We start from the raw sequence: 23,350 nt of genomic DNA on the forward strand, positions 1-23,350 counted from the left end.
TCATATATGGGAGAAATATAAGGATATCGCTAGAAAAAACAAACTAACAGTTACAGGGAAAAAGTTGTACAAAGTACGCTGTTCAACTATAGAGCGAAGCTTTGCGGACGCCAAAGAACTACATGGCTATCGATATGCTCGATTTCGGGGGCTGAAGTCTGTCCAAATGCAGGCTTATCTTACCGCAACTTGTCAAAACATGAAAAAAATAGCCCTCCATCTGACCAAAAAAGGTCTGGTGGAGGGCTATTTTTTTGAAACTCTATTATTTTATGTTGTTTTTATTCGCTAAAATCAAAATGATTCCAGAGTGTGGGGAACCCTAAAGGGTTTCCCAACACTCTGAAGGAAGCTAACTATTGTTAGCTTCCTTATTTTTCATTTCAATTATTTAGTTCGACACTTTTGACTCTTCAATTTTCTCACGAAGAACCATTTGCAGAATACCACCGTGACGGTAGTAATCAATTTCAACTTCACTATCGAAACGAGCTACTACTTCAAATTGTTTTTCGTTGCCATCTAAATCAGTTGCAACTACTTTTACAAGATCGCGTGGTCTAACTGATTTGTCGATTTGAATTTCAAATGACTCGTTACCAACAAGACCTAATGTTTCAGCACTTTCGCCCTCTTTAAATTGAAGTGGTAATACACCCATTAATACTAAGTTACTGCGGTGAATACGTTCGAAGCTTTCTGCGATTACTGCTTTAATACCTAATAAGTTAGTACCTTTCGCAGCCCAGTCACGAGAACTTCCCATACCGTAATCTTTACCAGCAACAACTAGAAGACCTGTTCCATCTTCTTTATATTTCATAGCAGCATCATAGATAGATGTTACTTCACCAGTTGGCCAATATGTTGTATATCCGCCTTCTGTTCCTGGTGCGATTTGGTTTTTAATACGGATGTTTGCAAATGTACCACGCATCATAACTTCATGGTTACCACGACGAGAACCGTAAGAGTTAAAGTCAACTGGTTGTACGCCGTTTTCTAATAAGTAGCGTCCAGCTGGTGTGTGCTTACCAATTGAACCTGCTGGTGAAATATGGTCTGTTGTTACAGAATCACCAAATTTACCAACTATGCGTAAACCTGATAACGTTTCAACTTCACCTGGCTCTTTAGATAAACCTTCAAAGAATGGTGGGTTTTGAATGTATGTTGAATCATTATCCCAAGTATATAAAGCTTCGTTTGAAGTTTGGATTTCATTCCAACGCTCATTGCTGTTAAATACTTGTGCATATTCTTTCTTGAACAGTTCAGATGTAACAACGCTTTGAACTACATCTTCAATTTCTTTAGCTGATGGCCAAATATCATTGAAGTAAACAGCATTGCCATTTGTATCTTTACCGATTTCATCATTTTTCAGGTCAATATCAACAGTACCTGCAAGTGCATATGCCACAACAAGTGGTGGTGATGCTAAGTAGTTTGCTTTTACAAGAGGATGAATACGACCTTCAAAGTTACGGTTACCAGATAAAACAGATGTTACTAGTAAGTCGTTTGCTGCGATTGATTCTTCTAATTCTGGCGCTAATGGACCAGAGTTACCGATACAAGTCGTACAGCCGTAACCAACTGTTTGGAAACCTAATTGATCTAAATATGTTGTTAAACCGGATTTATCTAAGTACTCAGTAACAACTTTAGATCCTGGTGCTAATGATGTTTTTACGTACTCAGGTACTACAAGTCCTTTTTCAATTGCTTTCTTCGCAACTAGACCTGCCCCGATTAATACGTATGGGTTTGATGTATTTGTACAGCTTGTAATTGCAGCGATTGCAATTGCACCTGTTTTCATCGTTACTTCTTTATCTTCTAATGTAACCTTCACTTCTTTATCGAACTCTTGCTCATTAAATCCAAGTCCTTGTGTTCCAACTGGTGCTAAAACAGCTTTGTGGAACGCATCTTTCATATCTGAAAGTGGAATTAAATCTTGTGGGCGTTTCGGTCCAGAAAGGTTAGATTCGATTGTATTTAAATCAATTTCAACAAGATCAGTGTAGATTGGATCTTTACTGTCTGCTGTATAGAATAAACCGTTCGCTTTACAGTATTCTTCAACAATACGAATTTGCTCTTCATCTCTACCTGTTAAACGTAAGTATTCTAATGAAATATCATCGATTGGGAAGAATCCACAAGTTGCGCCGTATTCTGGTGCCATATTTGAAATTGTTGCACGGTCAGCTAAAGGCATGCTCTTTAGTCCATTACCAAAGAACTCAACAAATTTACCAACTACACCTTTTTGACGTAATACTTGTGTTACTTTTAATGCAACGTCTGTTGCTGTAGTACCACTTGGAAGTGTGCCAGTTAATTTCACACCGATTACTTCAGGTACTGGGAAGTATGAAGGCTGTCCAAGCATTCCTGCTTCTGCTTCAATACCACCAACGCCCCATCCAAGAACGCCGATACCGTTAATCATTGTTGTATGTGAGTCTGTTCCAACTAATGAATCTGGGTATGCAACTAAGTCACCTTCAGCATTTTTCACAGCATGAACAACTGGTGCTAAATATTCAAGGTTTACTTGGTGTACAATGCCTGTAGCTGGTGGAACTGCACGGTAGTTATCAAATGATTTTTGTGCCCAGCTTAAAAATTTATAACGTTCTTCATTACGTTTAAACTCTAAGTCCATGTTGAATGCAAGCGCGTCTGCCGTACCCGCTCTATCAACCTGTACAGAGTGGTCAATTACAAGGTCTACAGTAATTTCAGGATTAATTTTGTCAGGATCCCCACCCATGTCTGCCATTGCTTTACGAAGCGAAGCCAAATCAACAACAGCTGGAACACCAGTGAAATCTTGTAAAATTACACGAGATGGTTTAAATGGAACATCGATATCTTGCACATCTTTCGTTCCCCATTTCGCTAAATTTGTAACATGCTCTTCTGTGATTACACGTCCGTCTACTTGACGAAGTACTGATTCAAGTAAAACTTTCACGGAATATGGTAATTGAGATACGTTGCCAACCCCTGCATTTTCAAGCGCTTTCAAATCATAATAATGATACGTTTTTCCATCTACTTCAAAAGTTGCACGTGATTGAAATGGATTATGTTTGACCATTATGTTTCCCCCCTGTTAAACGTGACTAAGTTGTCTGAATATAAAATGTAGACAAACTTTTCAATACCTTACGATAATATCTTATTACAACTTTCTAAATAAGTAAATAATAAGAAACTTATAGATTATCATAAGTTTTCTTTATGTTTCTAAATTTGAATAGCTTTCATGCTCCTTATGAATACTATTATCATAAAGTAAAGTGCTCTATCAGCGGTTTACTTACAGTTCATACATACTATGAACTGCTCATCATTCAACATACAAAAAATGTTATAGAGGTGAAGTAAAATGGGTAAAAGAAAAGCAAATCATACTATTTCAGGAATGAATGCTGCATCTGCACAAGGACAAGGAACTGGTTACAATGAAGAATTTGCAAACGAGCCTTTAACTCCAGCAGAGCGACAAAATAACAAGAAACGTAAAAAGAACCAGTAAAGAAAAATCCCAAAAGGTCTATTTCCTTTTGGGATTTTTTCTAATGTTTATAACGTAATAATTCCGAAACCGTTACAAATCGATAGCCCTGCTTTTTCAACTCAGGTAAAATTTTTGCTAGCGCTGCTACCGTTTGACTACGATCATTTCCTCCATCATGTAACAATACAATATCGCCACTTTTAGCATTTTTCACTACATGATTTACAATGGATTCAACCCCTGGATTTGCCCAATCACGTGGATCTTGATGCCATGACCATAGAACAGTTTGATAACCAGCTTCTTTCGCTGTTTTAAATACAGCATCGTTAATATATCCACCAGGAGGACGGAATAGCAAAGGTTCTTTCACCCATTTTTCAAAAAATTTCTTTCCATCTAAAATATCATTTTCTAATTTTTCATCTGACGAATTACTCGCATACAAATGATTCATCGTATGATTTCCAATTTCATGTCCCTCTTTTAACACTTGCTTCACTAAATATGGATTGCGCTGAACTCGAAATCCAATCATAAAAAATGTCGCTTCAGCCTTATATTGACGTAATAAATCTAAAACTTGTGGTGTATACGTTGGATCTGGCCCATCATCAAATGTAATTGCAATAATTTTTTCATTATTAGGTACTTCCCATGTTACATAACCAGTTGGTTCTAACTCTTTTCTGAGCAACATTTTCGCTTCCACTTTTTCCACTTGAAATATATGTACTGCACATAGCAAAGAAAAAACTAATAGAAAAATTTTCTGTTTTAGCATAACGTTCACTAAAGCAGCAAGGTTGTCGAATAGACAACAACCTCATTTACTTTTCTAATTGATCTACATTTCGCATTATATTTTGGAGATTATTTTCATATTGCTCAAGTTGTGGACGTTGTGTTTCTGAAGCTACCTCTAGTGCATTTTGAATTTGTTCATATGCTTCCTGAACCTCTTGGCGTAACTCTTTTAAATCATGACCGTAGTTAGGGTCATTTTTCACAATATTATTAAATGCATTTTCTGCTTGTGTAACTCCTTGCTGTGCCGCTTGAAAGGCTTGTTGCTTATCTTTATGATATGGCATTATATAATCCCCTTTCTATAATAGTTAGTCCCCTTTATCTTTACCTTTTTTTCTAAAAACATTCTCGTATAAAATCGTCAACTTCTCTCATTCTAAAAAGAAAGAGGAGGTGTCACATACAATGAGCAAAAATAATCGTGAATCTAAAGAAAAAAAAGGACAACCTGAGCCATTAAGCGGATCTCATAAAGTAAAAAACCGTAACCATTCACGCCAAAAAAAACATGCACATCATGATATGTAATAAAAAATATTCACATACCGTGCACATTCAACATAAAATGTTTGTATTTCATCATTTATTCTTCACCTCTGTTTCATTCATGCATAACATGATATGAATTGATATTTTACGGAGGGTGTCTTACATGGGCAAGAAAAAGAAGAATTGTCTTTTTCATGTTGATGGTTTCGAAGAATGGATGGATCAATTTTGTTCCGATTCTTATAGTAACTTTAGCTTTCCAAATCAAATTCACATCGACCTTTGCGAAACCGAAGAAGAATATATTTTGGAAACAGATGTACAAAATGTCACTGAACAAAATGTACTCATTAAAAAGTTAGAGACAGGCCTAGCTATATGCATACTTCATAAAAACATTTCCTTAAAACGAACAATCCCTTTACCTACTACTATCATTTATAAAAAGATGCTAGCCTGCTTAGAAAACGGATTTTTAGCCATTCATATTTCCAAAAATGAAGTTGCTGATAAGCATGAAAAGAAAGTTCTTTTTTCAAATTAAGAGTTAATATAATACAAACTAAGCCCCAGTGGTTACTGGGGCTTATGTTATTTCGCATGCATTTCTATATTAGAATTTCTATCATATCTTTTTTTCGATAAACCTTTTGTAACTAAAAGCACAGGAAATGCCACAGTTGAAAATATAGCTAGTGCTGAAAATACTACAAACCCATTTTGGTAGCCGTAGTAATCGAGAAGTACTCCTCCAAACCACGGACCTATTACTGCTCCAATTCCCGAAAAGCCCATCGCACCGAAGTATGTTCCTTTTAGATGCGCAATAGCAATATCATCAATAAATACATCGGTCATCGAAAACATTAAGACTTCTCCAATTGTAAAAATAATTGTACAAACGGCAGCACTTAGCATAGATTCTACTATTCCAAAGCCAAATAATCCTCCGCTCACAAATAAAGTCCCCACCATAATTGATGTTAACGGAGTATACTTTTTGCACATTTGAATAACAGGGTATTGGATGATCACTACAACAATTGCATTTAAAGCGAGCATATATGAGAATAGCTTCACTCCATCCTCAAATATATGTGCATTTGCAAAATATTGAGATACTGTCGTCGTTAAATGTGAAAAACCGCAATTACTCAAAATAATACCGACTAAAGCAACTAAAAATACTATATCTTTTCGCAATATACGCATTGCATTTAGCATTGTAACAGGTTTTTCTGTACTCACTTTCTTTTTTTCCATTGGATACTTCTTAAATTGGAACGCTAATATAGCTGTATATAGAATATATACCCCAGCTGCTACTAAAAAAGGAATTGTTGATTTTGCACTTCCAATCTGTAATCCAACAATTGGTCCAATTGCAACTCCAACATTTATTGCACCGTATCGTAAGTTATAGACGAGTAACCGATACTCAGGCTTTGTTAAATCTGATAATAATGCTCTTGATGTTGGCTCAAAAAACGACCTACATAATCCATTTAAAGCGTTTAATAAAAAGAAACTTAAAACATGATCCGCAAGTGAAAAACCTATAAACACAAAAATCCAAACGATCATGGACCAGAGCATAATCGTTTTCCGGCCAAATCGATCTGATAAATTCCCTCCGATAAAACTAGCAAAAACACCAACAAGTGCACTCGTTCCTATAATAGCACCAGTCATTCCAGCTGACACACCTTTAACAGTCGTTAAATAAATCGCTAAAAAAGGGATACTCATTGAAGTTGCAAACCTAGCAAACAATGTCCCTAAAATAATACTCATTCCAAGCGGATGAATATGCTGTAACTTCCCCTTCATCGTTAAACCTACTCTCTCTATTTTCACAAAAAAAAGAAAGCAAAGGATCTGCTTTCTTTTCCTTTTTCTATACTTGAGCTGTTGATACCCGAGTTGTTCTCGTTATGTCCATATCAATTCCATATGTGAACTGTAATTCTTTACACACATCTTTAATTAAGATTGCGACATTATACTTTTCATTAAATTGTAAAACTATGTTTTCTACTTCTTCATATGTATACTTATATTCCCCTGTAATGACACTTTTTAGATCAAAGCATTCGTTAATACAAAGTTGTACAAGTAGCTGGTCATATTTCTCTATTACATCTTCTTTCTTCCAAAGTAACTCTTTTACATATAATCGATCAAACTTCACACTTTCTCGATTACAATCCGTTAAAATCCGGGTCATTTCGTTTAATTCTCGATATAATTCGGAAATATTTCTACTTAAACTAAGCAGTTTATCTACACCGTTTTCATATAACATATTTATTCCACCCCCGCATTTTCTTTCCCTTATTATAGCAAGAAAATTCTAAAAATAGTTTCTTTCTTCTGAAATATTAGGAAACTAATTTCAATTGCATTACAATGAAACTAGTTAATGCGAGAGGAGAAAGAAAATTGGAGCACAAATTATATTACACTGACGCTTATAAGCAAGACTTTACTACTAAAATTATAAAGCAAGATTATGATAAAGACGGTAACTTATACGTTGTTTTGAATGAAACAGCATTTTATCCGACAGGTGGCGGACAACCATATGATACTGGTACATTAAATGATATCAATGTAATCAATGTAGAAGAGATAAACGGAGAAATTCGTCACTACATTGCAGAACAATTACATACAGAAGACGTAGAAGGTAAAATCAATTGGGAGCGCCGTTTTGATCATATGCAACAACATGCAGCTCAGCACATTTTATCTGCTGCTTTTTGGGACCATTTTAACATGCCTACAATTGGATTCCATCTTGGTAAAGAAACAGTAACAATTGATTTAGAAACAGAAAATCTTCATGCAGAAATGGTTGAAAAAGCAATACAAATTGCAAACAAAATTGTTTTTGAAAACCATCCAATCCGCATCCAGTGGATGAACTTAGAAGAAGCGAAAACGTTGCCACTTCGTAAAGAACCGAATATGACAGAAAATATACGGGTTGTTATTATCGAAAACTTTGACTACAACGGCTGTGGTGGAACGCATCCGAAACGAACTGGTGAAGTTGGTCCTATTCAAGTACTAGGATGGGAGCGCAATAAAGGTGGTATACGCTTAACGTTTATCGCTGGTTGGCGTACACTTAAATTAATGGGACAACAGCAACAAATTATGAAAGATGTTTCTAAACAATTAAACAGTAGCGAAACTGATATTCCAGCAAAAGTGGCGCAACTGCTTACTTCTCAAAAAGAAAACGAAAAAGCAATACAAACAATGAATGAAAAATTATTATTTGCAGAGGCAAATGAACTACTTCTACAGCCTATAAAAATTCATGCTGACATACTTATTTCTAAAGTATTTACAAATCGTTCTATGCAAGAAATCGCAAAGCTTTCCGCTATTATTACAGAACAACAAGAGCATGCAATTACGTATTTCGTCATCGAAAATGATGACAAACTACAATGTATTCTCGCTTGCGGAAAATCAGTATCACTCGATATGAATGCTCTTTTAAAAGACGCTCTTCCTACAATCGAAGGAAAAGGTGGCGGAAATAAGAAGAGTGCTCGCGGTGGCGGGAAAGCAATTATGAGCGGAGATGAATTTTTAAATCAGCTTGTTTCTTCTTTACAGTCGGCGGTGTAAAGCATTTTTAGTAAGGATAGCTAACAGCTATCCTTACTCTATACTTACAAACCAATATTTTGTTTCAATCCTTGGTAACTCCCTGCACTTGAAAAACCTTCACTTATAAGAGTTATAAAAGTTTCCGAAAAACCATAATGACTTAAATCTTTAATCGGCACCATTTGCACATCATGAATTGGATTATGATCAAATTCATTAGAGGGTAACATAATTTCTCCTGTAAGCTTTTCAAGTAGAAATGTAATATGTAATAAAGATGGACTGGCATCCGGTTTATCACAAACATAGAGTAGCTTCTTAATTTTAACTTCTAATCCCGTTTCTTCTCTCATTTCTCTAATCATCGCCTCTTCTAACATTTCACCATTCTCCACTCTTCCTCCAGGTAAAGACCAATTCCTATTAGCAACTTTTTGCTTTACTAGCAATAATTTTTCACCTTCAATTAAAATTCCCGTAACACGAACTTGCATTACATTTTCCATATGTAATCTCCTCTTCCCATTATATTTACAAATTAACCCTTCCATAAAAAGAACATACGTTTTATAATTGAAGAAAATTATGGAAGAAAGTAGTTGTTACATTCATGCGTCCACCTTTAACAAAGTCTATATCACTTGAAGATTTCCAAAACTATTATTGGTTAAAAGCAGAACTCCAAACATTTTGTCGTGAGAATGGGTTGCCAGCTAGCGGCTCTAAGATTGAAATAACCGATTGTATCTCACATTATTTAACTACGGGGAAAGTCTTAAAAAACAGCTCTGTTCAAAAGGTTACTAAAGATTCCCTATCGTATAAAGACCTTTCTCTTCAAACGATTATTACTAACAATCACCGCTGTAGCGAAGATGTTCGTGCTTTTTTCAAAGAAAAAATCGGAACAAACTTCCGCTTTACAGTAGCTCTTCAAAAATTTTTCAAAGAGAATGTTGGAAAAACATATGAAGACGCGGTAGCTTTTTGGCATGAAGAAAACGAACGAAAAAAAGACCCTACATACAAAACAACTATCGGTGCACAATTTGAATACAATCGCTTTACTCATGACTTTTTCGAAGATCCAAATAATAAAGGGAAAGCAAAAGCTGATGCGATTGCTGCTTGGAACGAAATGAAAGCGAAGCCTGGTAGCAACATTTATGTTCCTCAAAAAGTAGAAAACTAGTTACCTCGCTAGTCTTCTACTTTCTCAAATAATAGCGCAATCCCTATCCCGCCTCCAATTCCTAATGTAGCAATTCCATATTTCATAGACTCTCTTTGTGCCTGATAAAACAAACGTGTTACAAGCATAGCCCCAGATGCACCGTACGGATGACCGAGCGCAATTGCCCCACCATTTACATTTACTTTTTCATACGGAATTTGTAACTCTTTTGCGCAAGCAACAACTTTTGAGGCGAATGCTTCATTTATTTCAAAATAATCAATGTCCTCTACTTTTACATTCATTTCGTTTAATAATTTGTTCACCGCAAATATCGGACCAGTCCCTGGAAGTTTGGGATCCACTCCCACTACAGCACTACGAACGAAACGAAGGACAGGTTTATAACCTAATTTCCGAGCTTGTCCCTCTTCCATTACAAGAACAGCACATGCCCCATCATTTACACCACATGAATTACCTGCCGTTACTGTACCATTTTTTAAAAATGCGGGCTTTGTTCTTTTAATGATTCGTTCATAATTCATTTCTGGCTTTATAGATTCATCTAATAATCCATTAAAAGAAAATATTTCATCATGTATATATCCTTTTTCTAACGCTTGCAGTGTCCGCTTATAACTAAGACAAGCGTACTCGTCTTGCATTTCTCTCGTTATGTTATAACGCCCCGCAACATATTCAGCCGCTACTCCCATGTCAGGATCACCAATTATTTCAGGTGAAAATCGTGCTCTTTTTTGAAAAGGTGACGTACTTGTACTCTCTACTCCCCCGGCGATATAGCACTTACCTGCCCCGCCTTGAATGAGATGACACGCAGTTCGAATTGCTTCTAAACCAGCACCACATTGCCGATCAATCGTTACACCAGGAATATGATAGCCAAGTCCCGCCTCTAAAGCAGATAGTCTCGCAACATTCCCTCCTGGCCCAACAACATTACCTAATATGACATCATCTATTTCCCTCTCAATCCCTTTACTTAAAAACGTAAGAAGCGGCGTTGCTAATTGCTGAACTTCATACTCTTTTAATATCCCATTCTTCTTACCGATAGGTGTTCTTTTCGCCTCTACAATAACTGCCTTATTCATATGTTTTCTCCCGGTTTTCAATCATACTTTTTGCTTCCATACGAGCGATTTTCCCACTATTTGTATAAGGTATTCCATCTACAAAATGCCATTCTTTCGGTATTTTAAACGAGGATAATCGTTGTAAGCAAAAACTCTTTAATTGTTGTTTCGTAGCACTTCCTTTTACGATCGCGACGGGCTTTTCACCCCAGTAACTATCTTTCACACCAATTACAACTATTTCATCAACAGCTGGGTGTTCATGTAATACACTTTCTATTTCTTCTGGATAAATATTGATTCCTCCAAATAAAATCATATTCTTCTCTCTACCAACAATATATATAAAGCCTTCTTCATCTTCATAGCCTACATCTCGCACTGTCATCCAGCCATCTGCATTCAACTCCCGTGTTAAAATCCCATCTATTATGTATCCCATAAAAAACTGATCACTTTTCACATAAACAGTTCCTATTTCACCTTTTTGTACTTCTTCGCCTACTTCATTACATATTCGAACTTGCACATTATGACAAGGTTTTCCTACTGAATTTGGCCTTCTTTCGCTTTCTGCATCGACTAGTGCTGTTACAAAACTTAACTCTGATGCACCATAAAATTCATATCTTTTCGCATAAGGAAATATATTCTTTATTTTTTCTTTCGCTTCAGCTTCCCATTTCGCTCCTGATGAAATAATTTTCATTTTATTTTCTATTAATCTATTTTCTTTATATAAAGATTCAAGCATTGTCGGAACTATATACATAACTGATATATTTTCAGTTTCTAACTTATCTAATACTTGATTCGGAATGAACTTTCTCATAATGTGCACCGTTTGTCCTACATATAATGCACTTATTGCCCCGTATAAGAAAAGAGAATGAACGAGCGTCCCAGCTATTAAAATCGAATCCTCCATTTTCATATGAAAGTCATGTACATTACAATCAAAACTATGAACCCACGATTGCTGTGCACGTAAAAATGCTTTTGCTTTTCCAGTTGATCCTGATGTAAATCCCATATAAAAGGGAGCATTTTGTAAACTTTCTACAGTGGAATGTGTAGGAAGATATTTCTCTATCATTCTTTTCCACTCATCAATTTCAATTACTCTTCCTTCTTCATGCAATAAATCATTTACCTTATATCGTTCTGTCACAATCATATCCGGATTACTGATTTCAATTCTTTCTCTGAGCTCATCTTGTTTCCACTTTATATCTAACGGAACACAAACCCACCCGGCCATAGCGGCACCAGAAAATAGTTGTAAAAACTCTATACGATTTTCTAATAGGATTGCTATCGTTTTATTCTTCGATTTTTTTTCATTTAACCAGCTTGCTACTTTACAAACTGATTCGAACCACTCTTTATATGTTAAAACTCTATCATTTTCCTTTATCGCTATTTTATTTGGTTGTAAAGAAGCATGCTTTTTGTATTCTTTTGTAACACTCATATGAGACGTCCTTTCTTTACAAAAATAATAAAAAGAAACACGCAATGTACGTGTTTCTTCCCTTTATCATCCCACATTTGTATATTTTCCATTCTTTAAAGCGGGCGTAATAATATGTTTCAATGAACGATGTAATTTTGTTACGAGAACTGCCGCAATAATTGCTTTTATACAATCCCCTGGTAAAAACACAGCACTCACTTTCATTGTCTCCCATACAGAAACATCCATTAAGAATGCTTGTACAGTAATACCAAATACATAAACTACGAAAATACCACCAATTATATTAATACATAATACTTTTATAATAGAAACTTCACGTAAACGCTCAATTAAATAACCAATAACAAACGCCCCAATGATGTAACCAAGTAAATATCCTGCACTTGGTCCAAGAAATACACCAAGGCCACCGCGTCCACCAGCAAGTAATGGTGCTCCAACTCCTACAATAAGTAAGAAAATAAGCTGACTTAACGCACCAAGACGTGATCCTAACAATCCACCAGCAAGCATAACACCAAGTGATTGTAATGTAATTGGAACTGGTGTAATAGCAAGAGCAATTGGAGGTATTAACCCTAACACTCCCATAATAGAACTAAATAAAGCGACGAAAACTAAGTTTTTTGTATTCATATTTGCTTCTCCTATTTGTAAACTTAAAAAACTTTTCGGGTAACATATTATAGGAGTTATATTATCTTTCTATTTAGTCTTTGTCAACTTATTTTAAATATAGGTTTACAAATATTTTTTCAATTATTTCTCTTTATGCAAATGCTCAAGTTCTTTCCGAAGCGCCTGTTTTAAAAACTTCCCAACAGATGTTTTCGGTATTTCTTCCATAAATACAATATCGTCTGGTAACCACCACTTCGCAAACTGTGGTTTTAAAAACTCATATATTTCTTCTTTTGTTACTGTACTATTTTTCTTTTGAACGACGCAGGCAATTGGTCGCTCTTGCCACTGCGGATGAGGAACCGCAACGACAGCTGCTTCAAATATAGCATCATGTGCCATTAATGCATTTTCAAGATCAACTGAAGAAATCCACTCACCTCCGCTTTTAATAACATCTTTCGTACGGTCAACAATTTTCACGCAGCCTTCCTCATCAACTGTAACAACATCACCAGTATATAACCAACCGTCTCGGAATCCTTCGACAGTACGATCATCGTTATAATAGCTTTCAGCGATCCAAGGTGCTCGTAAACATAACTCTCCCATCTCAGTACCATCCCACTTCACTTCACCGTTTGTACCGACTACTTTCATCTCGACACCAGGGACAAGATATCCTTGTTTTGAGCGGATTTCTAATTGCTCTTCATATGATAATTCTGTTTCATAACTTTTTAAACGTGCAAGTGTTACGAGTGGGCTTGTTTCAGTCATACCATATGCATGTACGAAAGGAACATTATATTTTTGTTCAAATGCTTTAATAACGCTTTTCGGTGCAGCAGCACCACCGCATAATATTCTCGTTATACTAGATAAATCGTAACTATTATTTTCTAATTCTTGTAATACACCGAGCCAAATTGTCGGCACACCTGCTGCTATCGTTACTTTTTCAGCTTGAATCATCTCTAATAAAATTTTTGGAGTAAACATTGGTCCTGGCAGAACTTGTTTAGTTCCAAACCAAGTAGCTGCAAAAGGAAGCCCCCAAGCGTTCACATGGAACATCGGTACAATTGCCATCGCCGCATCACTTTCCGATAAAGCAGCTGTATCCGCTAAGCCGAGTGCCATACAGTGTAATACAGTACTACGATGCGTATATACAACACCTTTTGGGTTTCCTGTAGTCGCTGACGTATAACACATACCAGCAGGTGTATTTTCATCAATATCTTTTACAAATTGGAAAGTTGGATCGCCTTCTTCTAATAGCTTTTCATAATGATATACAGGTTCTAGCGTAGTATTGGGAAGTTCATCTTTATCAGTCATAATAATGTAGGCTTGTACAGTTGATAATTGTGATTGAATATTTTCAACGAGTGGTACGAGATCTTCATCAATAAGTAGAATGCGATCTTCTGCATGTTGAATAATGTATGAAATATGTTGAGGAGATAAACGAATATTAATTGTGTGTAAAACGGAAGCAATACCAGGAATAGCAAAATATGCTTCCACATGTCGATGATGATTCCACGCTAACGTTCCTATACGCTCGCCTTCTTTAACTCCTAATTTTTTTAACGAACTAGAAAGCCTTCTCGTCCTTTCACCTAACTGCTTATACGTTAATGTCGTAACTGTATCATGTGTCCGTGAAACAATTTCTTTCTTTGAAAACAGTTTTTCTGCTCTTTCCATCATAGAACTAATTGTTAGCGGTACATTCATCATCATATGGTTTTATCCCCCTTTAAAGCGTTTTCATTTTTTCGTTTATTATAACAGACTTCTGTAAATAATTACGACATTTTTCTGTATTTTCTGAATTATTTCTTTGGAAATAATTCAGAAAATACTATGAGAAAATATACTAAAATTCCTTCTTACGATATATAAATACCGAAATAAAAAAAGAAAAGGTATATATGATAACGCCAAATATTATATATAGAATTGAAACGTATACAGATTCATTTAAATTTGATATAGGAAATTGTTCTATTAGATACCCAATTACACTTTGTAATCCAAAATAAATAACAAGCCCCCCGCATGCGCCTCCAATTGTAATAGCATCAGATTTTTCTGCTCCAAAAACATAGAGAAGTGGATAGGCTATTGCTCCGGCATTAAGAATGATGAAAGTCCCTAAAGAAACACTCTTAAATATACCATCATCAATTGGTGTGCCTGAAACTAAACCATATACATAAAATATGCCATATGATAATAAAGTGCCAATAATTACAACTAAAAAATAGAAAAAGTAGTGGCTTTCCACAATATTACTTCTAGTAACTGGTAAAGTAAGTACATACTTTTCATAACCTGACTTACTCTCATATTTAATAACTTCAAGTGCAGGAATTGCAGCAAATAAGATAATGAACGTAGCGATTAAACGGTACATTGAAGCATCACCAAAATAAAAAACGAATCCGGCTCCCAATATCGCTATTCCCATGAACATAAAGAAAGTTCGATACACTAGGTAATAGTTTGTCAATAATAAACCTCTCATTTATTTTTCACTCCTCGTTAATAAGACACTCATTTCTTCTATTGAGATGGTTCTATGAGCAATACCACTTGGTAATTTATGTACATCTGATACGAGTACATTGAAATAAGAACCATGGCTCCTTCTGGCTACAACTATATCTTTGTTAATTAAAGCTAGTTGTTCCTCATCAACATCTACAATGGAGTAACTTTTCAAAACTTTATCCTTTTCCTCGTTCAATAAAATCTCTCCATCTTTCACAATGATAAGATGGCTGGCTATTTTTTCTACATCACTCATAATATGAGAAGAAAGTAATATACCACCATTACTTTTGCTCACAAAACTTTTTAATTCCTCTAACACGCCCTCCCTAGATGAAGGATCAAGCCCCCCGGTCGCTTCATCTAGGATTAATAATTCGGCATTATGAGACAGCGCAACAGCTATAGTTAGTTTCATTGACATCCCACGCGAGAATTTACCTACTTTCTCATTAGTAGGTAAAGAGAAAGTATTAACTAATCTATAAAAATTATCTTGGTCCCAAGATTCAAACATCTTTTCAAAAACCTTATGTAGTTGCTTTATTGTAAGATGAGCCGGTAGATTCATAGCATCAAATACGACTCCTATCTTTTCCTTAATCTTAATATCTTTATTTATATTTTCTTCACCGAATATTTTTACTGTACCGCTATCTTTAGAAATTAATTCTAGTACTGTTTTAAAGGTTGTTGATTTCCCTGCTCCATTATCACCAATGAACCCAACGATTGACCCAGACGGTACATTGAAGGAAACATCTCTTAAAACAACTTTGTTTCCAAATGATTTACTTAAATTTTCAATTTCTAAAAGATTTGACATTATTACACTCCTATCTTAACTTTTAATAAAAATATGTTTTCTCCTATTACAAATTATCCACTTTTTCTCTCATTTTCTTTTTCAGTTTAAAAATAAGACGATTACTATATTCTTTATTTTCTACTAAAATTCGATACGCCTCTAATACTCCTAACACACGAACAAAAAGATAAACTCCGATAGCAATAAGTACAACACAATAAGGGTGATACTGTACTAATTCTCCTGAAGTGATATGCTTTTTCTCAAATAAAAAAGGTAGCGCTCCTGCTGCTATAAAACAAAATCCAACGATTATTACTACAGCATACTTCTTCTTAATAGTCACATATCTTTTGGTCAATTCTTTTAGAAAGTTTTGATCAAATAGTAGTTCTTCCTTTTTCAATACATTGTATCGACTCTCTTCTATCGTTACAGGTGCCATCATTGCTCCAATCCCAAGCACCGCAATGATAATGACAAGAAACGTAGACATTGTTGCATTTTCTTTAAATAACAAGTACGGTATTGTAGATAAAATAAGCAAACTAAACCCTAACGCAATATATTTAGAAATTTTTTGCCCATACACTACATACCCTTCCGCCATTTCCTTACTTACATAATAACCATTTTCCTTTTCGTTACTTTGCTCAGCAGTTTCTTTTAATAAATAGTCAAGTGATACTTCAAATACATTTCCAATCATTATTAACTTTTCAGTTTCAGGAAAACCTTGACCGTTTTCCCATTTACTAACCGCTTGCCTTGTTGTGTTTAATTTCTCGGCTAATGCTTCTTGAGAAAGACCCTTTTCTTTTCTTAATTTAAAAAGCTTCTCACCAAATCCCATATGTGTGTCCCCCTTCGTTTTCTTAACTAAATTGTATGTAAACATTGCCCTTATCTCTATCTTCCTGCGGTTGCAATTTGTCAACTTACGGTTGCAATTGTGTTATATAGCGGTTTTCATATACGATTTAGCTATTTTTCTTCTATGATTATGTCGTTAATAAACCACCCTCTCTTAATAACCAATTATAACAATTAAAGGTAATTATTGTTATAAAAAAAATCAAAAAACTCCTTTATTCATTTAAAGGAGTTTTAAATATGAAATATTCCAAGAGGAGCTGTTTTTTCTTCCTCCTATTGCCTCACAATTTCTTCTATATATTTTTATGTGTCATATAACGAACTATGTACAGTATATGTTTTCATCTCTTTACCTGAGGCATACTCATATATATGTAAAATATTACTCTTATTAACTACCCCAATAAAACCACTACTCAATAATCATAACGGCTTCTGCTTAAACTTTTCATAATGTCGTACTTTTAATAAAAGAATATTCCCGCAATCTGTACAAATATAAGCATCCACCGGTGAAGATGTGAACATCGTTTCCTTTTTCCGTATTTGTGCATATCCGACAAACTCACCTTCTCCTATGTTTTGAGAACCACAATTAGAGCATGTCTGCACGGCTTTTTGTTTCATGAGAGCACCACCTTTAATCTGTTTCCACTCCCTTCGACAGTTCACTTCCATTTCCCTTCCAAAAAACCTCTTATTCTCTCACATTTCAACAGGAATCTCAAAACAAAAATCGTATATGTACTATGAAATATATTTATTAACGGAGGAATTTTATGACTACTATTATGACACTCGATATAGCAACAGAAATTGAAAATGCAGAAATTGATATGCTCTCTTCTAGATTAGAAAGACTACAAACAATGAGCGGAAACCCAATGCAAGTGCAAATGAAAAAATTCGGTAGTGCCATTGCCTTTTCATCAAAAATAATTGCTGGTCCTGCTTTTAATACGGTAAAAGGTATTACAAATGCAGATGCGATTGATGCAATCATTTCTTATTATGAATCACTACAAATCCCTTGTCGTTTTGAAATTACCCCAGCACAAGGTACAACTGAATTATTTCAATACTTATCTCAAAAAGGGTTTTATCAATCTAGCTTCCATACCGCTTTATTTAATAAACCGAAAGAAGATTCATCCCTTCTTCCTTCTAACATTTCAGTACGCAAACTAAAAGAAAATGAATTTGATATTTTTGCAGACATATATGTACGTGGATTTAATATGCCATCCTTTACAAAAGATAGCGTGCGCCAAAATAATGAAATTCTTTACAATGAACCAGGATGGTATTTTTTCATAGCTGAAGTTCAAAATACTCCTGCAGGCATTGGTGTCCTGTACATAAATAATGGGATTGCTTCATTAGCTGCTTCTGCTACTTTGCCAGAATTTCAGCGTAAAGGCTGTCATACTGCATTAATTCAAAAACGAATAGAAAAAGCTATAGCGACAAACTGTCATTTAATAGTTGGACAAGCTCGTTTTGGTAGTGGCAGTCAAAATAACATGGAACGTGCCCATATGAAAATTGCTTATACAAAATCAATATGGACTGCAAAAGACATATTATAATTTACTTTCTTTCTCCTTCCGTTACATTTTTAAACATTTTATGACAATTCCTTTTCTATCCTATTAATCATTTGAATATTCAAACTAGATTTGTTACGCTATTACTAGATACATCATTCAACTTGCACTATGAAAAGAGAATTCTAATCAAACTACAAGGAGGAGAAATGTATGACTAAGCATGAACACGGTTTAAAAGAAAAAGTAGAAGGTGCCATTGATAAGGTAAAAGGTGAAGTAAAAGAAGTTGTTGGGAAAGTAACTGACAATAAGAAATTACAAGCTGAAGGAAAATGGGATAAGGTGAAAGGCACTGCTAAAGATACAGTTGGTAATGTGAAAGAAAAAGCACATGAATATAAGGAACATAAATAATAAAAAACACGTGAGATGAATTTTCATCTCACGTGTTTTTATTTTACTTTATATACATAATGAACCAAATAACATATGATATATTTTTATTTCTCTATACTCTTTGTAAGCGGTTCTTTAAAAGCATTTCTATTCCATACAACAAAAACAATAAGAGAAATAATAAAGAATACAACAAGACATATACCCAGATAATCAAAATTAACTACCTGTATGAGATTCCAAAACGGTCCCTGTAAATTATAGCTTTCAATAAGCAAAGATAATAGTTGATATCCCCCTATTAAAAAAGCCGTAATAACAGATATTGAGGTAATTAATACATTATATGAATTTCTTATTCGACTATTTTCCATTGCCCACTTATAATTCGTATTCATGAATGTACTATCTAATGTATCCATCAATGACATTCCTGCAGCAAACAAAATGGGGAAAGCAAATATACTTACAAGTGGAATAGATTGACTTGTTGCAGTTACTGTAGAAAGAGCAATTAATCCAATTTCACTCGCTGTATCAAAACCAAGTCCAAATAAAAAACCAATCATATACAATTGCTTCTGACTATCAATAAACGTAAATAAGCGCTGTGTGAAACGGTATATAAACCCTAAATTTTCTGGCTGTTTGTCCTCGTGGCTTCGCAACACTTTAATAAGGTACAACAGATTGGTAAGACCGATAATGATAAGGAATGTACTAGAAACGATTGTACCGATAATACCGCCTATAGTTGAAAAGCTCTCCATTCCATGTTTTGCTGTTTTTCCAATTAAAGCAATTAATACAATCATCACAAATACTACCGTAGAGTGTCCTAATGAGAAGTAAAATCCCACCCCCTGTGAGTTTTTACCTTTTTCAATTAATTTCCGAACAGTATTATCAATTGCGACAATATGATCACTATCAAACGCATGACGCAATCCTAAAGAATATGCAATAATAGCCATTCCGATTATGCTATTACCGTTATACAGTGCCGGTAATAATAAGAAAATTCCAAGCACATGAAGAAATATAATAATAACAAAAAAGTTAGTTGCCTTTTTCAGTTCACTTTTCCACATAGTTACTAACCCTTTCTACTTTAAATTGAATACTCTTGAAAAAGAAAAGTGCCATAATAAAAACTACAATCGTTATAATAGTCGCTAAAATAATTACAAAATTATTTAACACGCCGGTATGATTTGTAAGTGTTAACAGAGCTGGTACTGTTGCAGTAATCCAAGATTCAACGAAGCAAACAATACCTACATAAATATGAATCTTCTTTTTCAATCCATCTTGTAGGAAAAATAAAAACCAAAGGAATGCCCAAAAGAACCAAATTATTGTACTTTGCAGACTACCACTCTCATGTAATTGATTCACAATTCCCATAACCGTTGCAATGATAGCAACCCAAAGAGAATAGTAACCTACACCTGAAGAATCAAGTTTTAATATATTCGTAAGACCAACATATAAATAAGTAAAACCAAATAAAAAAATCGTTCCATTAGATAGGATAGTCCACTCATCGGATTGACTTCCTGTAAATAATAAATATAATGGTGTCAAAGTTTGTAATGCCCCTACAAATAAATTGAAGCACCCTACACTTTTGCTATCAATGAGTTTAAAAGCTGCTAGTGAATTCATAAATAGAACTGCACCGACAAACAATAATCCCACATTAGTCATAGTATCCCCTTCTCCTACTTAATATTTTCGATAGGATGTTAATTCTTCATGTAGACAATTCTCTCTAACAAAACGATGACACTGAAAAAATATAGACTCCATATCTTCTGTATTATGACTAAGTATGCGTATGACAAAGCCTTTACATGGTGTAGAAGATATTCCAATTTTCATATTGTTAGTGTTAGAAAGCGATGTTTTCAATGCTGCAATTAAATCATTTGTAATGTTCTCATTAATAACTATAAAAGTACCATAATGGGAATATTGATTTAATATTCCCATTTGATCTAACGACTCTTTGAAAGGGTTTAGCAATAGATGATCGTATACTACAAGTTTATTTTCCATATATATTTTTGTTAATGAATCAAAATATTGGTATGTGAACTTCTCCATATTTGGCGACCAACCAGGCGTAACTGAATCACATAGAATCAATGTAGAATTATTTTGCATATATATATTTGTTTTTTGCTTATATGCTGCATCCTTGTACATAATTAACGGGTCTGGTAAATACTCCATAACAGCATTCTCACCAATATAAACATTTAATTTTTGCAAAGCATAACTATTTGGAGTCTTGTAAACTTTCGTTGCTGACTGGCTTGTTATATATGTTTTCGCATCTTTACGAACATTTATATTTATAGAATAGAAATCTCCTTTTAAATAGCCTCCACCAGAATTCATAATATAGTAATATGCTCTACCATACTCATCCAAATATATTGGCTGCGTTACTTTTAAGGCATCTTTATGATAAACCTTAATAGGTACGGTTTTATGTCTCTTTTCCATCACATCAATGTTTAAAACACCTGTAGGGGATTTCATTTTTTCAGTCCTTCTAACATAATGTTTTGTCTCATCCAATTTATTAATTCTTGTAAGCCTTCCTCATCCTTTAAATTTGTAAAAAAGTATGGTTTATTATGTCGGTAATTTTTCGTATCCTGCTCCATAACTCCAAGATCAGCTCCTACATAAGGTGCCAAATCCGTTTTATTAATTACAAATACATCAGATTTGATCATCCCTTGTCCACCTTTACGCGGAATCTTTTCTCCCTGTGCCACATCAATAATATAAATTGAAAAATCCACTAGCTCCGGACTAAATGTGGCAGCTAAATTATCCCCCCCACTTTCAATAAAAATAACATCTAAATTATTATGTCTAATCATGAGTTCTTCAATTGCTTCAAAATTCATAGAAGCGTCCTCTCGAATTGCTGTATGCGGGCACCCTCCTGTCTCTACACCAATAATTCTATCTTCTGGTAAAACACCTGTTTTCAATAAAATCTTTGCATCTTCTTTCGTATAAATATCGTTTGTAATTGCTGCAATTTCATAATCTGTATTTAGATGTTTTGTTAACTTTTCAACTAACATGGTTTTCCCAGCACCTACCGGACCACCGATACCAATTTTAATAGGCTTTATCATTTTATTCTTCCTCCCTATGACATGAAGACCCTTACATTTACATCTTCATGTTGCATTTGATTTATTTCGAATTCAGGATCATTCAATCCAAAATCCTCTAATGAAAGTATTTGAATTCTATCAATAGATTCGCAGATCAATTCATGGCATTCTTGTAATAGTTTTTGACCATCTGTTTGTCCAAGAGGAATGGCTCTCACACCGTTTTGAATTATACTTCCAACACTTGAGTATAAGAAAACTAAGAGCGTTTCTTCTATTGTCATTTTCAATTCCGCCCCTAATATTCCGTATACGATACTCGGATGACCTTGTAATTTATTACCCATAATATTTTCTTTATATATATTTAAATTTACAAACGAGAACAATTCAGACAATAATTTAGAAGTACTTTTACTAATCATTCTATTTGCTTTTCTACATTCAAAAGGCAATGTTTGTGCTGTTATTAAATCATCTAAAAATGTAATTTGTTCTCCCTCATTATTCTGAATGGCTTCGTAAGTATATTTGCAAATTAAGCCGTCCGTGTATGTTAATTGGACTTTTACATATCGATTAACCCATTTGAAAAATTCGGCTTTATTTGTAACTTGTCCCTCTTGAATAAACGTTTCTAATCCAAAAGAGTGACTAAAACTTCCTGTTGGGAAGTTCGAATCACTAATTTGGAGTAGGTTAAGTAGGTTAAATATGTTTGTGCGAAGCATGCTTGAACGGTTTTGGTAATACTCTATTTTCTTTTTGATAAGGAACACCTTCCTTTTTAAGTAAATCTTCTACTAAGTAGTCGTTCGCTAAAATCATGCACCCTTCATCGAATTGTGCTGGTAAATGTCTATTCCCTAAGTTATGAGCAATAATTCCCATTTCTTTTATTGATGTTGGAGTAATTACAATTACCTCTTCTGGTAATACTTCAATATATACAATTCGATTTTCATCTTCATATAAAATATCACCATTCTTTAATGTTTCTCCACTATCTAAAGACACCCCAATTTCAAAACCAGATTCTGAATACAATTTCTGAACTCTCTTCAGTAAAAGATCACTAGAAATCAATATTTTATCAAGATGTTTTTTTGTATTTGAAAAATCATTCATATTGCATACGTTGTTATTAATTTTTTCAATAATCATTTTATC

General features: G+C 34.5%; 27 protein-coding genes and 1 pseudogene. 8 read left to right on the plus strand and 20 right to left on the minus strand.

Features of this window, described 5'->3' with window-relative positions; translation table 11 throughout:
- Positions 1 to 303, plus strand: a pseudogene (locus C4S65_RS31260) (transposase); the annotation flags it as partial.
- Positions 304 to 391: 88 nt separating this feature from the next.
- On the opposite strand, the gene acnA reads toward C4S65_RS31260, so the two are convergent.
- On the minus strand, positions 392 to 3,115 hold the full coding sequence (acnA, locus tag C4S65_RS31265; RefSeq protein WP_000238554.1) for an aconitate hydratase AcnA: 2,724 nt from the start codon (positions 3,113 to 3,115) through the stop codon (positions 392 to 394).
- Positions 3,116 to 3,406: 291 nt separating this feature from the next.
- Here acnA and sspO point away from each other — a divergent pair, with 291 nt between their 5' ends.
- On the plus strand, positions 3,407 to 3,556 hold the full coding sequence (sspO, locus tag C4S65_RS31270) for an acid-soluble spore protein SspO (protein ID WP_000518057.1): 150 nt from the start codon (positions 3,407 to 3,409) through the stop codon (positions 3,554 to 3,556).
- A gap of 40 nt (positions 3,557 to 3,596) precedes the next feature.
- Here sspO and pdaB read toward each other — a convergent pair whose 3' ends face one another.
- Both pdaB and C4S65_RS31280 read right to left on the minus strand, forming a co-directional pair.
- Positions 3,597 to 4,322, minus strand: coding sequence for a polysaccharide deacetylase family sporulation protein PdaB (gene pdaB, locus C4S65_RS31275; RefSeq protein ID WP_061665781.1), 726 nt, complete (start codon positions 4,320 to 4,322; stop codon positions 3,597 to 3,599).
- A gap of 46 nt (positions 4,323 to 4,368) precedes the next feature.
- On the minus strand, positions 4,369 to 4,632 hold the full coding sequence (locus C4S65_RS31280; RefSeq protein ID WP_001146295.1) for a hypothetical protein: 264 nt from the start codon (positions 4,630 to 4,632) through the stop codon (positions 4,369 to 4,371).
- Between the two features lie 121 nt (positions 4,633 to 4,753).
- Between C4S65_RS31280 and C4S65_RS31285 the strand changes: the two genes are divergently transcribed.
- Positions 4,754 to 4,876 carry a small acid-soluble spore protein P gene (locus C4S65_RS31285; RefSeq protein WP_000042142.1) on the plus strand — a complete coding sequence of 41 codons (123 nt, stop codon included), beginning with the start codon at positions 4,754 to 4,756 and terminating at the stop codon, positions 4,874 to 4,876.
- A gap of 124 nt (positions 4,877 to 5,000) precedes the next feature.
- A complete protein-coding gene (locus tag C4S65_RS31290) occupies positions 5,001 to 5,381 on the plus strand; it encodes an Hsp20/alpha crystallin family protein (protein WP_000516757.1) in 381 nt (126 codons plus the stop codon).
- 47 nt (positions 5,382 to 5,428) lie between these two features.
- Here C4S65_RS31290 and C4S65_RS31295 read toward each other — a convergent pair whose 3' ends face one another.
- Together C4S65_RS31295 and C4S65_RS31300 are read right to left on the minus strand one after the other, a co-directional pair.
- Positions 5,429 to 6,667: an MFS transporter gene (locus tag C4S65_RS31295; RefSeq protein ID WP_086407547.1), complete on the minus strand. Its 1,239-nt coding sequence runs from the start codon at positions 6,665 to 6,667 to the stop codon at positions 5,429 to 5,431.
- A 67-nt stretch (positions 6,668 to 6,734) separates the two neighbouring features.
- The gene (locus C4S65_RS31300; protein ID WP_000965149.1) at positions 6,735 to 7,142 is read right to left on the minus strand and encodes a hypothetical protein; all 408 of its coding nucleotides are present in this window, start codon (positions 7,140 to 7,142) and stop codon (positions 6,735 to 6,737) included.
- 137 nt (positions 7,143 to 7,279) lie between these two features.
- Between C4S65_RS31300 and C4S65_RS31305 the strand changes: the two genes are divergently transcribed.
- Positions 7,280 to 8,482, plus strand: coding sequence for a DHHA1 domain-containing protein (locus C4S65_RS31305; protein WP_151547426.1), 1,203 nt, complete (start codon positions 7,280 to 7,282; stop codon positions 8,480 to 8,482).
- 44 nt (positions 8,483 to 8,526) lie between these two features.
- Here C4S65_RS31305 and C4S65_RS31310 read toward each other — a convergent pair whose 3' ends face one another.
- On the minus strand, positions 8,527 to 8,970 hold the full coding sequence (locus C4S65_RS31310; RefSeq protein ID WP_086407549.1) for an NUDIX hydrolase: 444 nt from the start codon (positions 8,968 to 8,970) through the stop codon (positions 8,527 to 8,529).
- Positions 8,971 to 9,074: 104 nt separating this feature from the next.
- On the opposite strand from C4S65_RS31310, the gene C4S65_RS31315 reads away from it, so the two are divergent.
- Positions 9,075 to 9,656 carry a DUF6434 domain-containing protein gene (locus tag C4S65_RS31315; RefSeq protein ID WP_061665785.1) on the plus strand — a complete coding sequence of 194 codons (582 nt, stop codon included), beginning with the start codon at positions 9,075 to 9,077 and terminating at the stop codon, positions 9,654 to 9,656.
- A gap of 8 nt (positions 9,657 to 9,664) precedes the next feature.
- Here C4S65_RS31315 and C4S65_RS31320 read toward each other — a convergent pair whose 3' ends face one another.
- The 8 genes from C4S65_RS31320 to C4S65_RS31355 all read right to left on the minus strand — a co-directional run bounded on the left by C4S65_RS31320 (position 9,665) and on the right by C4S65_RS31355 (position 17,715).
- Positions 9,665 to 10,756 (minus strand): acetyl-CoA C-acyltransferase, encoded by a 1,092-nt coding sequence (locus C4S65_RS31320; protein ID WP_086407550.1) that lies wholly within the window; start codon positions 10,754 to 10,756, stop codon positions 9,665 to 9,667.
- Positions 10,749 to 12,212 (minus strand): acyl-CoA synthetase, encoded by a 1,464-nt coding sequence (locus C4S65_RS31325; RefSeq protein WP_086407551.1) that lies wholly within the window; start codon positions 12,210 to 12,212, stop codon positions 10,749 to 10,751. Before C4S65_RS31325 ends, C4S65_RS31320 begins: the two co-directional genes overlap by 8 nt.
- Positions 12,213 to 12,278: 66 nt before the next feature.
- Positions 12,279 to 12,854: a biotin transporter BioY gene (locus C4S65_RS31330; protein ID WP_086407552.1), complete on the minus strand. Its 576-nt coding sequence runs from the start codon at positions 12,852 to 12,854 to the stop codon at positions 12,279 to 12,281.
- A 123-nt stretch (positions 12,855 to 12,977) separates the two neighbouring features.
- Positions 12,978 to 14,591 (minus strand): long-chain fatty acid--CoA ligase, encoded by a 1,614-nt coding sequence (locus tag C4S65_RS31335; RefSeq protein WP_061665787.1) that lies wholly within the window; start codon positions 14,589 to 14,591, stop codon positions 12,978 to 12,980.
- A gap of 136 nt (positions 14,592 to 14,727) precedes the next feature.
- Entirely contained in the window at positions 14,728 to 15,378 is a 651-nt protein-coding gene (locus tag C4S65_RS31340; RefSeq protein ID WP_001214694.1) for an ABC-2 transporter permease, read from the minus strand.
- A complete protein-coding gene (locus C4S65_RS31345; RefSeq protein ID WP_061665789.1) occupies positions 15,379 to 16,230 on the minus strand; it encodes an ABC transporter ATP-binding protein in 852 nt (283 codons plus the stop codon). It lies immediately after the preceding gene.
- A 46-nt stretch (positions 16,231 to 16,276) separates the two neighbouring features.
- Positions 16,277 to 17,065, minus strand: a complete 789-nt coding sequence (locus C4S65_RS31350) for a helix-turn-helix domain-containing protein (protein WP_000505610.1) — start codon at positions 17,063 to 17,065, stop codon at positions 16,277 to 16,279.
- 446 nt (positions 17,066 to 17,511) lie between these two features.
- The gene (locus C4S65_RS31355) at positions 17,512 to 17,715 is read right to left on the minus strand and encodes a hypothetical protein (protein ID WP_000810192.1); all 204 of its coding nucleotides are present in this window, start codon (positions 17,713 to 17,715) and stop codon (positions 17,512 to 17,514) included.
- A 152-nt stretch (positions 17,716 to 17,867) separates the two neighbouring features.
- Here C4S65_RS31355 and C4S65_RS31360 point away from each other — a divergent pair, with 152 nt between their 5' ends.
- On the plus strand, positions 17,868 to 18,677 hold the full coding sequence (locus C4S65_RS31360; RefSeq protein WP_097821039.1) for a GNAT family N-acetyltransferase: 810 nt from the start codon (positions 17,868 to 17,870) through the stop codon (positions 18,675 to 18,677).
- A gap of 171 nt (positions 18,678 to 18,848) precedes the next feature.
- Positions 18,849 to 19,052, plus strand: coding sequence for a CsbD family protein (locus C4S65_RS31365; protein WP_000160424.1), 204 nt, complete (start codon positions 18,849 to 18,851; stop codon positions 19,050 to 19,052).
- Positions 19,053 to 19,138: 86 nt separating this feature from the next.
- Here the strand turns inward: C4S65_RS31365 and C4S65_RS31370 are convergent, their stop codons facing one another.
- Genes C4S65_RS31370 through C4S65_RS31395 form a run of 6 tightly spaced genes read right to left on the minus strand, consistent with a single transcriptional unit; the run spans position 19,139 to position 23,344 of the window.
- The gene (locus C4S65_RS31370) at positions 19,139 to 20,125 is read right to left on the minus strand and encodes a hypothetical protein (RefSeq protein WP_000265976.1); all 987 of its coding nucleotides are present in this window, start codon (positions 20,123 to 20,125) and stop codon (positions 19,139 to 19,141) included.
- Positions 20,112 to 20,744, minus strand: a complete 633-nt coding sequence (locus C4S65_RS31375; RefSeq protein ID WP_000185991.1) for an AmiS/UreI family transporter — start codon at positions 20,742 to 20,744, stop codon at positions 20,112 to 20,114. The genes C4S65_RS31370 and C4S65_RS31375 overlap by 14 nt, the downstream gene beginning before the upstream one ends.
- Before the next feature lie 18 nt (positions 20,745 to 20,762).
- Positions 20,763 to 21,584 (minus strand): urease accessory protein UreD, encoded by an 822-nt coding sequence (locus tag C4S65_RS31380; protein WP_000841918.1) that lies wholly within the window; start codon positions 21,582 to 21,584, stop codon positions 20,763 to 20,765.
- Positions 21,581 to 22,198 carry an urease accessory protein UreG gene (gene ureG / locus C4S65_RS31385; RefSeq protein ID WP_000594927.1) on the minus strand — a complete coding sequence of 206 codons (618 nt, stop codon included), beginning with the start codon at positions 22,196 to 22,198 and terminating at the stop codon, positions 21,581 to 21,583. Before ureG ends, C4S65_RS31380 begins: the two co-directional genes overlap by 4 nt.
- A 14-nt stretch (positions 22,199 to 22,212) precedes the next feature.
- Complete coding sequence (locus C4S65_RS31390; RefSeq protein ID WP_000946572.1) at positions 22,213 to 22,911, minus strand: urease accessory protein UreF; 699 nt, start codon at positions 22,909 to 22,911, stop codon at positions 22,213 to 22,215.
- Complete coding sequence (locus C4S65_RS31395) at positions 22,889 to 23,344, minus strand: urease accessory protein UreE (protein ID WP_000582804.1); 456 nt, start codon at positions 23,342 to 23,344, stop codon at positions 22,889 to 22,891. Before C4S65_RS31395 ends, C4S65_RS31390 begins: the two co-directional genes overlap by 23 nt.
- Positions 23,345 to 23,350: the final 6 nt, after the last annotated feature.

Origin of the sequence: Bacillus sp. ok061, from assembly GCF_900108285.1 — a bacterium.
GTDB lineage: Bacteria > Bacillota > Bacilli > Bacillales > Bacillaceae_G > Bacillus_A > Bacillus_A thuringiensis_S.

Excerpts from the sequence above, each read along its gene's own strand:
- acnA (WP_000238554.1), bottom strand. The coding sequence starts at position 3,115 with ATGGTCAAACATAATCCATTTCAATCACGTGCAACTTTTGAAGTAGAT.
- sspO (WP_000518057.1), top strand. The coding sequence starts at position 3,407 with ATGGGTAAAAGAAAAGCAAATCATACTATTTCAGGAATGAATGCTGCA.
- pdaB (WP_061665781.1), bottom strand. The coding sequence starts at position 4,322 with ATGCTAAAACAGAAAATTTTTCTATTAGTTTTTTCTTTGCTATGTGCA.
- C4S65_RS31280 (WP_001146295.1), bottom strand. The coding sequence starts at position 4,632 with ATGCCATATCATAAAGATAAGCAACAAGCCTTTCAAGCGGCACAGCAA.
- C4S65_RS31285 (WP_000042142.1), top strand. The coding sequence starts at position 4,754 with ATGAGCAAAAATAATCGTGAATCTAAAGAAAAAAAAGGACAACCTGAG.
- C4S65_RS31290 (WP_000516757.1), top strand. The coding sequence starts at position 5,001 with ATGGGCAAGAAAAAGAAGAATTGTCTTTTTCATGTTGATGGTTTCGAA.
- C4S65_RS31295 (WP_086407547.1), bottom strand. The coding sequence starts at position 6,667 with ATGAAGGGGAAGTTACAGCATATTCATCCGCTTGGAATGAGTATTATT.
- C4S65_RS31300 (WP_000965149.1), bottom strand. The coding sequence starts at position 7,142 with ATGTTATATGAAAACGGTGTAGATAAACTGCTTAGTTTAAGTAGAAAT.
- C4S65_RS31310 (WP_086407549.1), bottom strand. The coding sequence starts at position 8,970 with ATGGAAAATGTAATGCAAGTTCGTGTTACGGGAATTTTAATTGAAGGT.
- C4S65_RS31315 (WP_061665785.1), top strand. The coding sequence starts at position 9,075 with ATGCGTCCACCTTTAACAAAGTCTATATCACTTGAAGATTTCCAAAAC.
- C4S65_RS31320 (WP_086407550.1), bottom strand. The coding sequence starts at position 10,756 with ATGAATAAGGCAGTTATTGTAGAGGCGAAAAGAACACCTATCGGTAAG.
- C4S65_RS31325 (WP_086407551.1), bottom strand. The coding sequence starts at position 12,212 with ATGAGTGTTACAAAAGAATACAAAAAGCATGCTTCTTTACAACCAAAT.
- C4S65_RS31330 (WP_086407552.1), bottom strand. The coding sequence starts at position 12,854 with ATGAATACAAAAAACTTAGTTTTCGTCGCTTTATTTAGTTCTATTATG.
- C4S65_RS31335 (WP_061665787.1), bottom strand. The coding sequence starts at position 14,591 with ATGATGATGAATGTACCGCTAACAATTAGTTCTATGATGGAAAGAGCA.
- C4S65_RS31340 (WP_001214694.1), bottom strand. The coding sequence starts at position 15,378 with ATGAGAGGTTTATTATTGACAAACTATTACCTAGTGTATCGAACTTTC.
- C4S65_RS31345 (WP_061665789.1), bottom strand. The coding sequence starts at position 16,230 with ATGTCAAATCTTTTAGAAATTGAAAATTTAAGTAAATCATTTGGAAAC.
- C4S65_RS31350 (WP_000505610.1), bottom strand. The coding sequence starts at position 17,065 with ATGGGATTTGGTGAGAAGCTTTTTAAATTAAGAAAAGAAAAGGGTCTT.
- C4S65_RS31355 (WP_000810192.1), bottom strand. The coding sequence starts at position 17,715 with ATGAAACAAAAAGCCGTGCAGACATGCTCTAATTGTGGTTCTCAAAAC.
- C4S65_RS31360 (WP_097821039.1), top strand. The coding sequence starts at position 17,868 with ATGACTACTATTATGACACTCGATATAGCAACAGAAATTGAAAATGCA.
- C4S65_RS31365 (WP_000160424.1), top strand. The coding sequence starts at position 18,849 with ATGACTAAGCATGAACACGGTTTAAAAGAAAAAGTAGAAGGTGCCATT.
- C4S65_RS31370 (WP_000265976.1), bottom strand. The coding sequence starts at position 20,125 with ATGTGGAAAAGTGAACTGAAAAAGGCAACTAACTTTTTTGTTATTATT.
- C4S65_RS31375 (WP_000185991.1), bottom strand. The coding sequence starts at position 20,744 with ATGACTAATGTGGGATTATTGTTTGTCGGTGCAGTTCTATTTATGAAT.
- C4S65_RS31380 (WP_000841918.1), bottom strand. The coding sequence starts at position 21,584 with ATGAAATCCCCTACAGGTGTTTTAAACATTGATGTGATGGAAAAGAGA.
- ureG (WP_000594927.1), bottom strand. The coding sequence starts at position 22,198 with ATGATAAAGCCTATTAAAATTGGTATCGGTGGTCCGGTAGGTGCTGGG.
- C4S65_RS31390 (WP_000946572.1), bottom strand. The coding sequence starts at position 22,911 with ATGCTTCGCACAAACATATTTAACCTACTTAACCTACTCCAAATTAGT.
- C4S65_RS31395 (WP_000582804.1), bottom strand. The coding sequence starts at position 23,344 with ATGATTATTGAAAAAATTAATAACAACGTATGCAATATGAATGATTTT.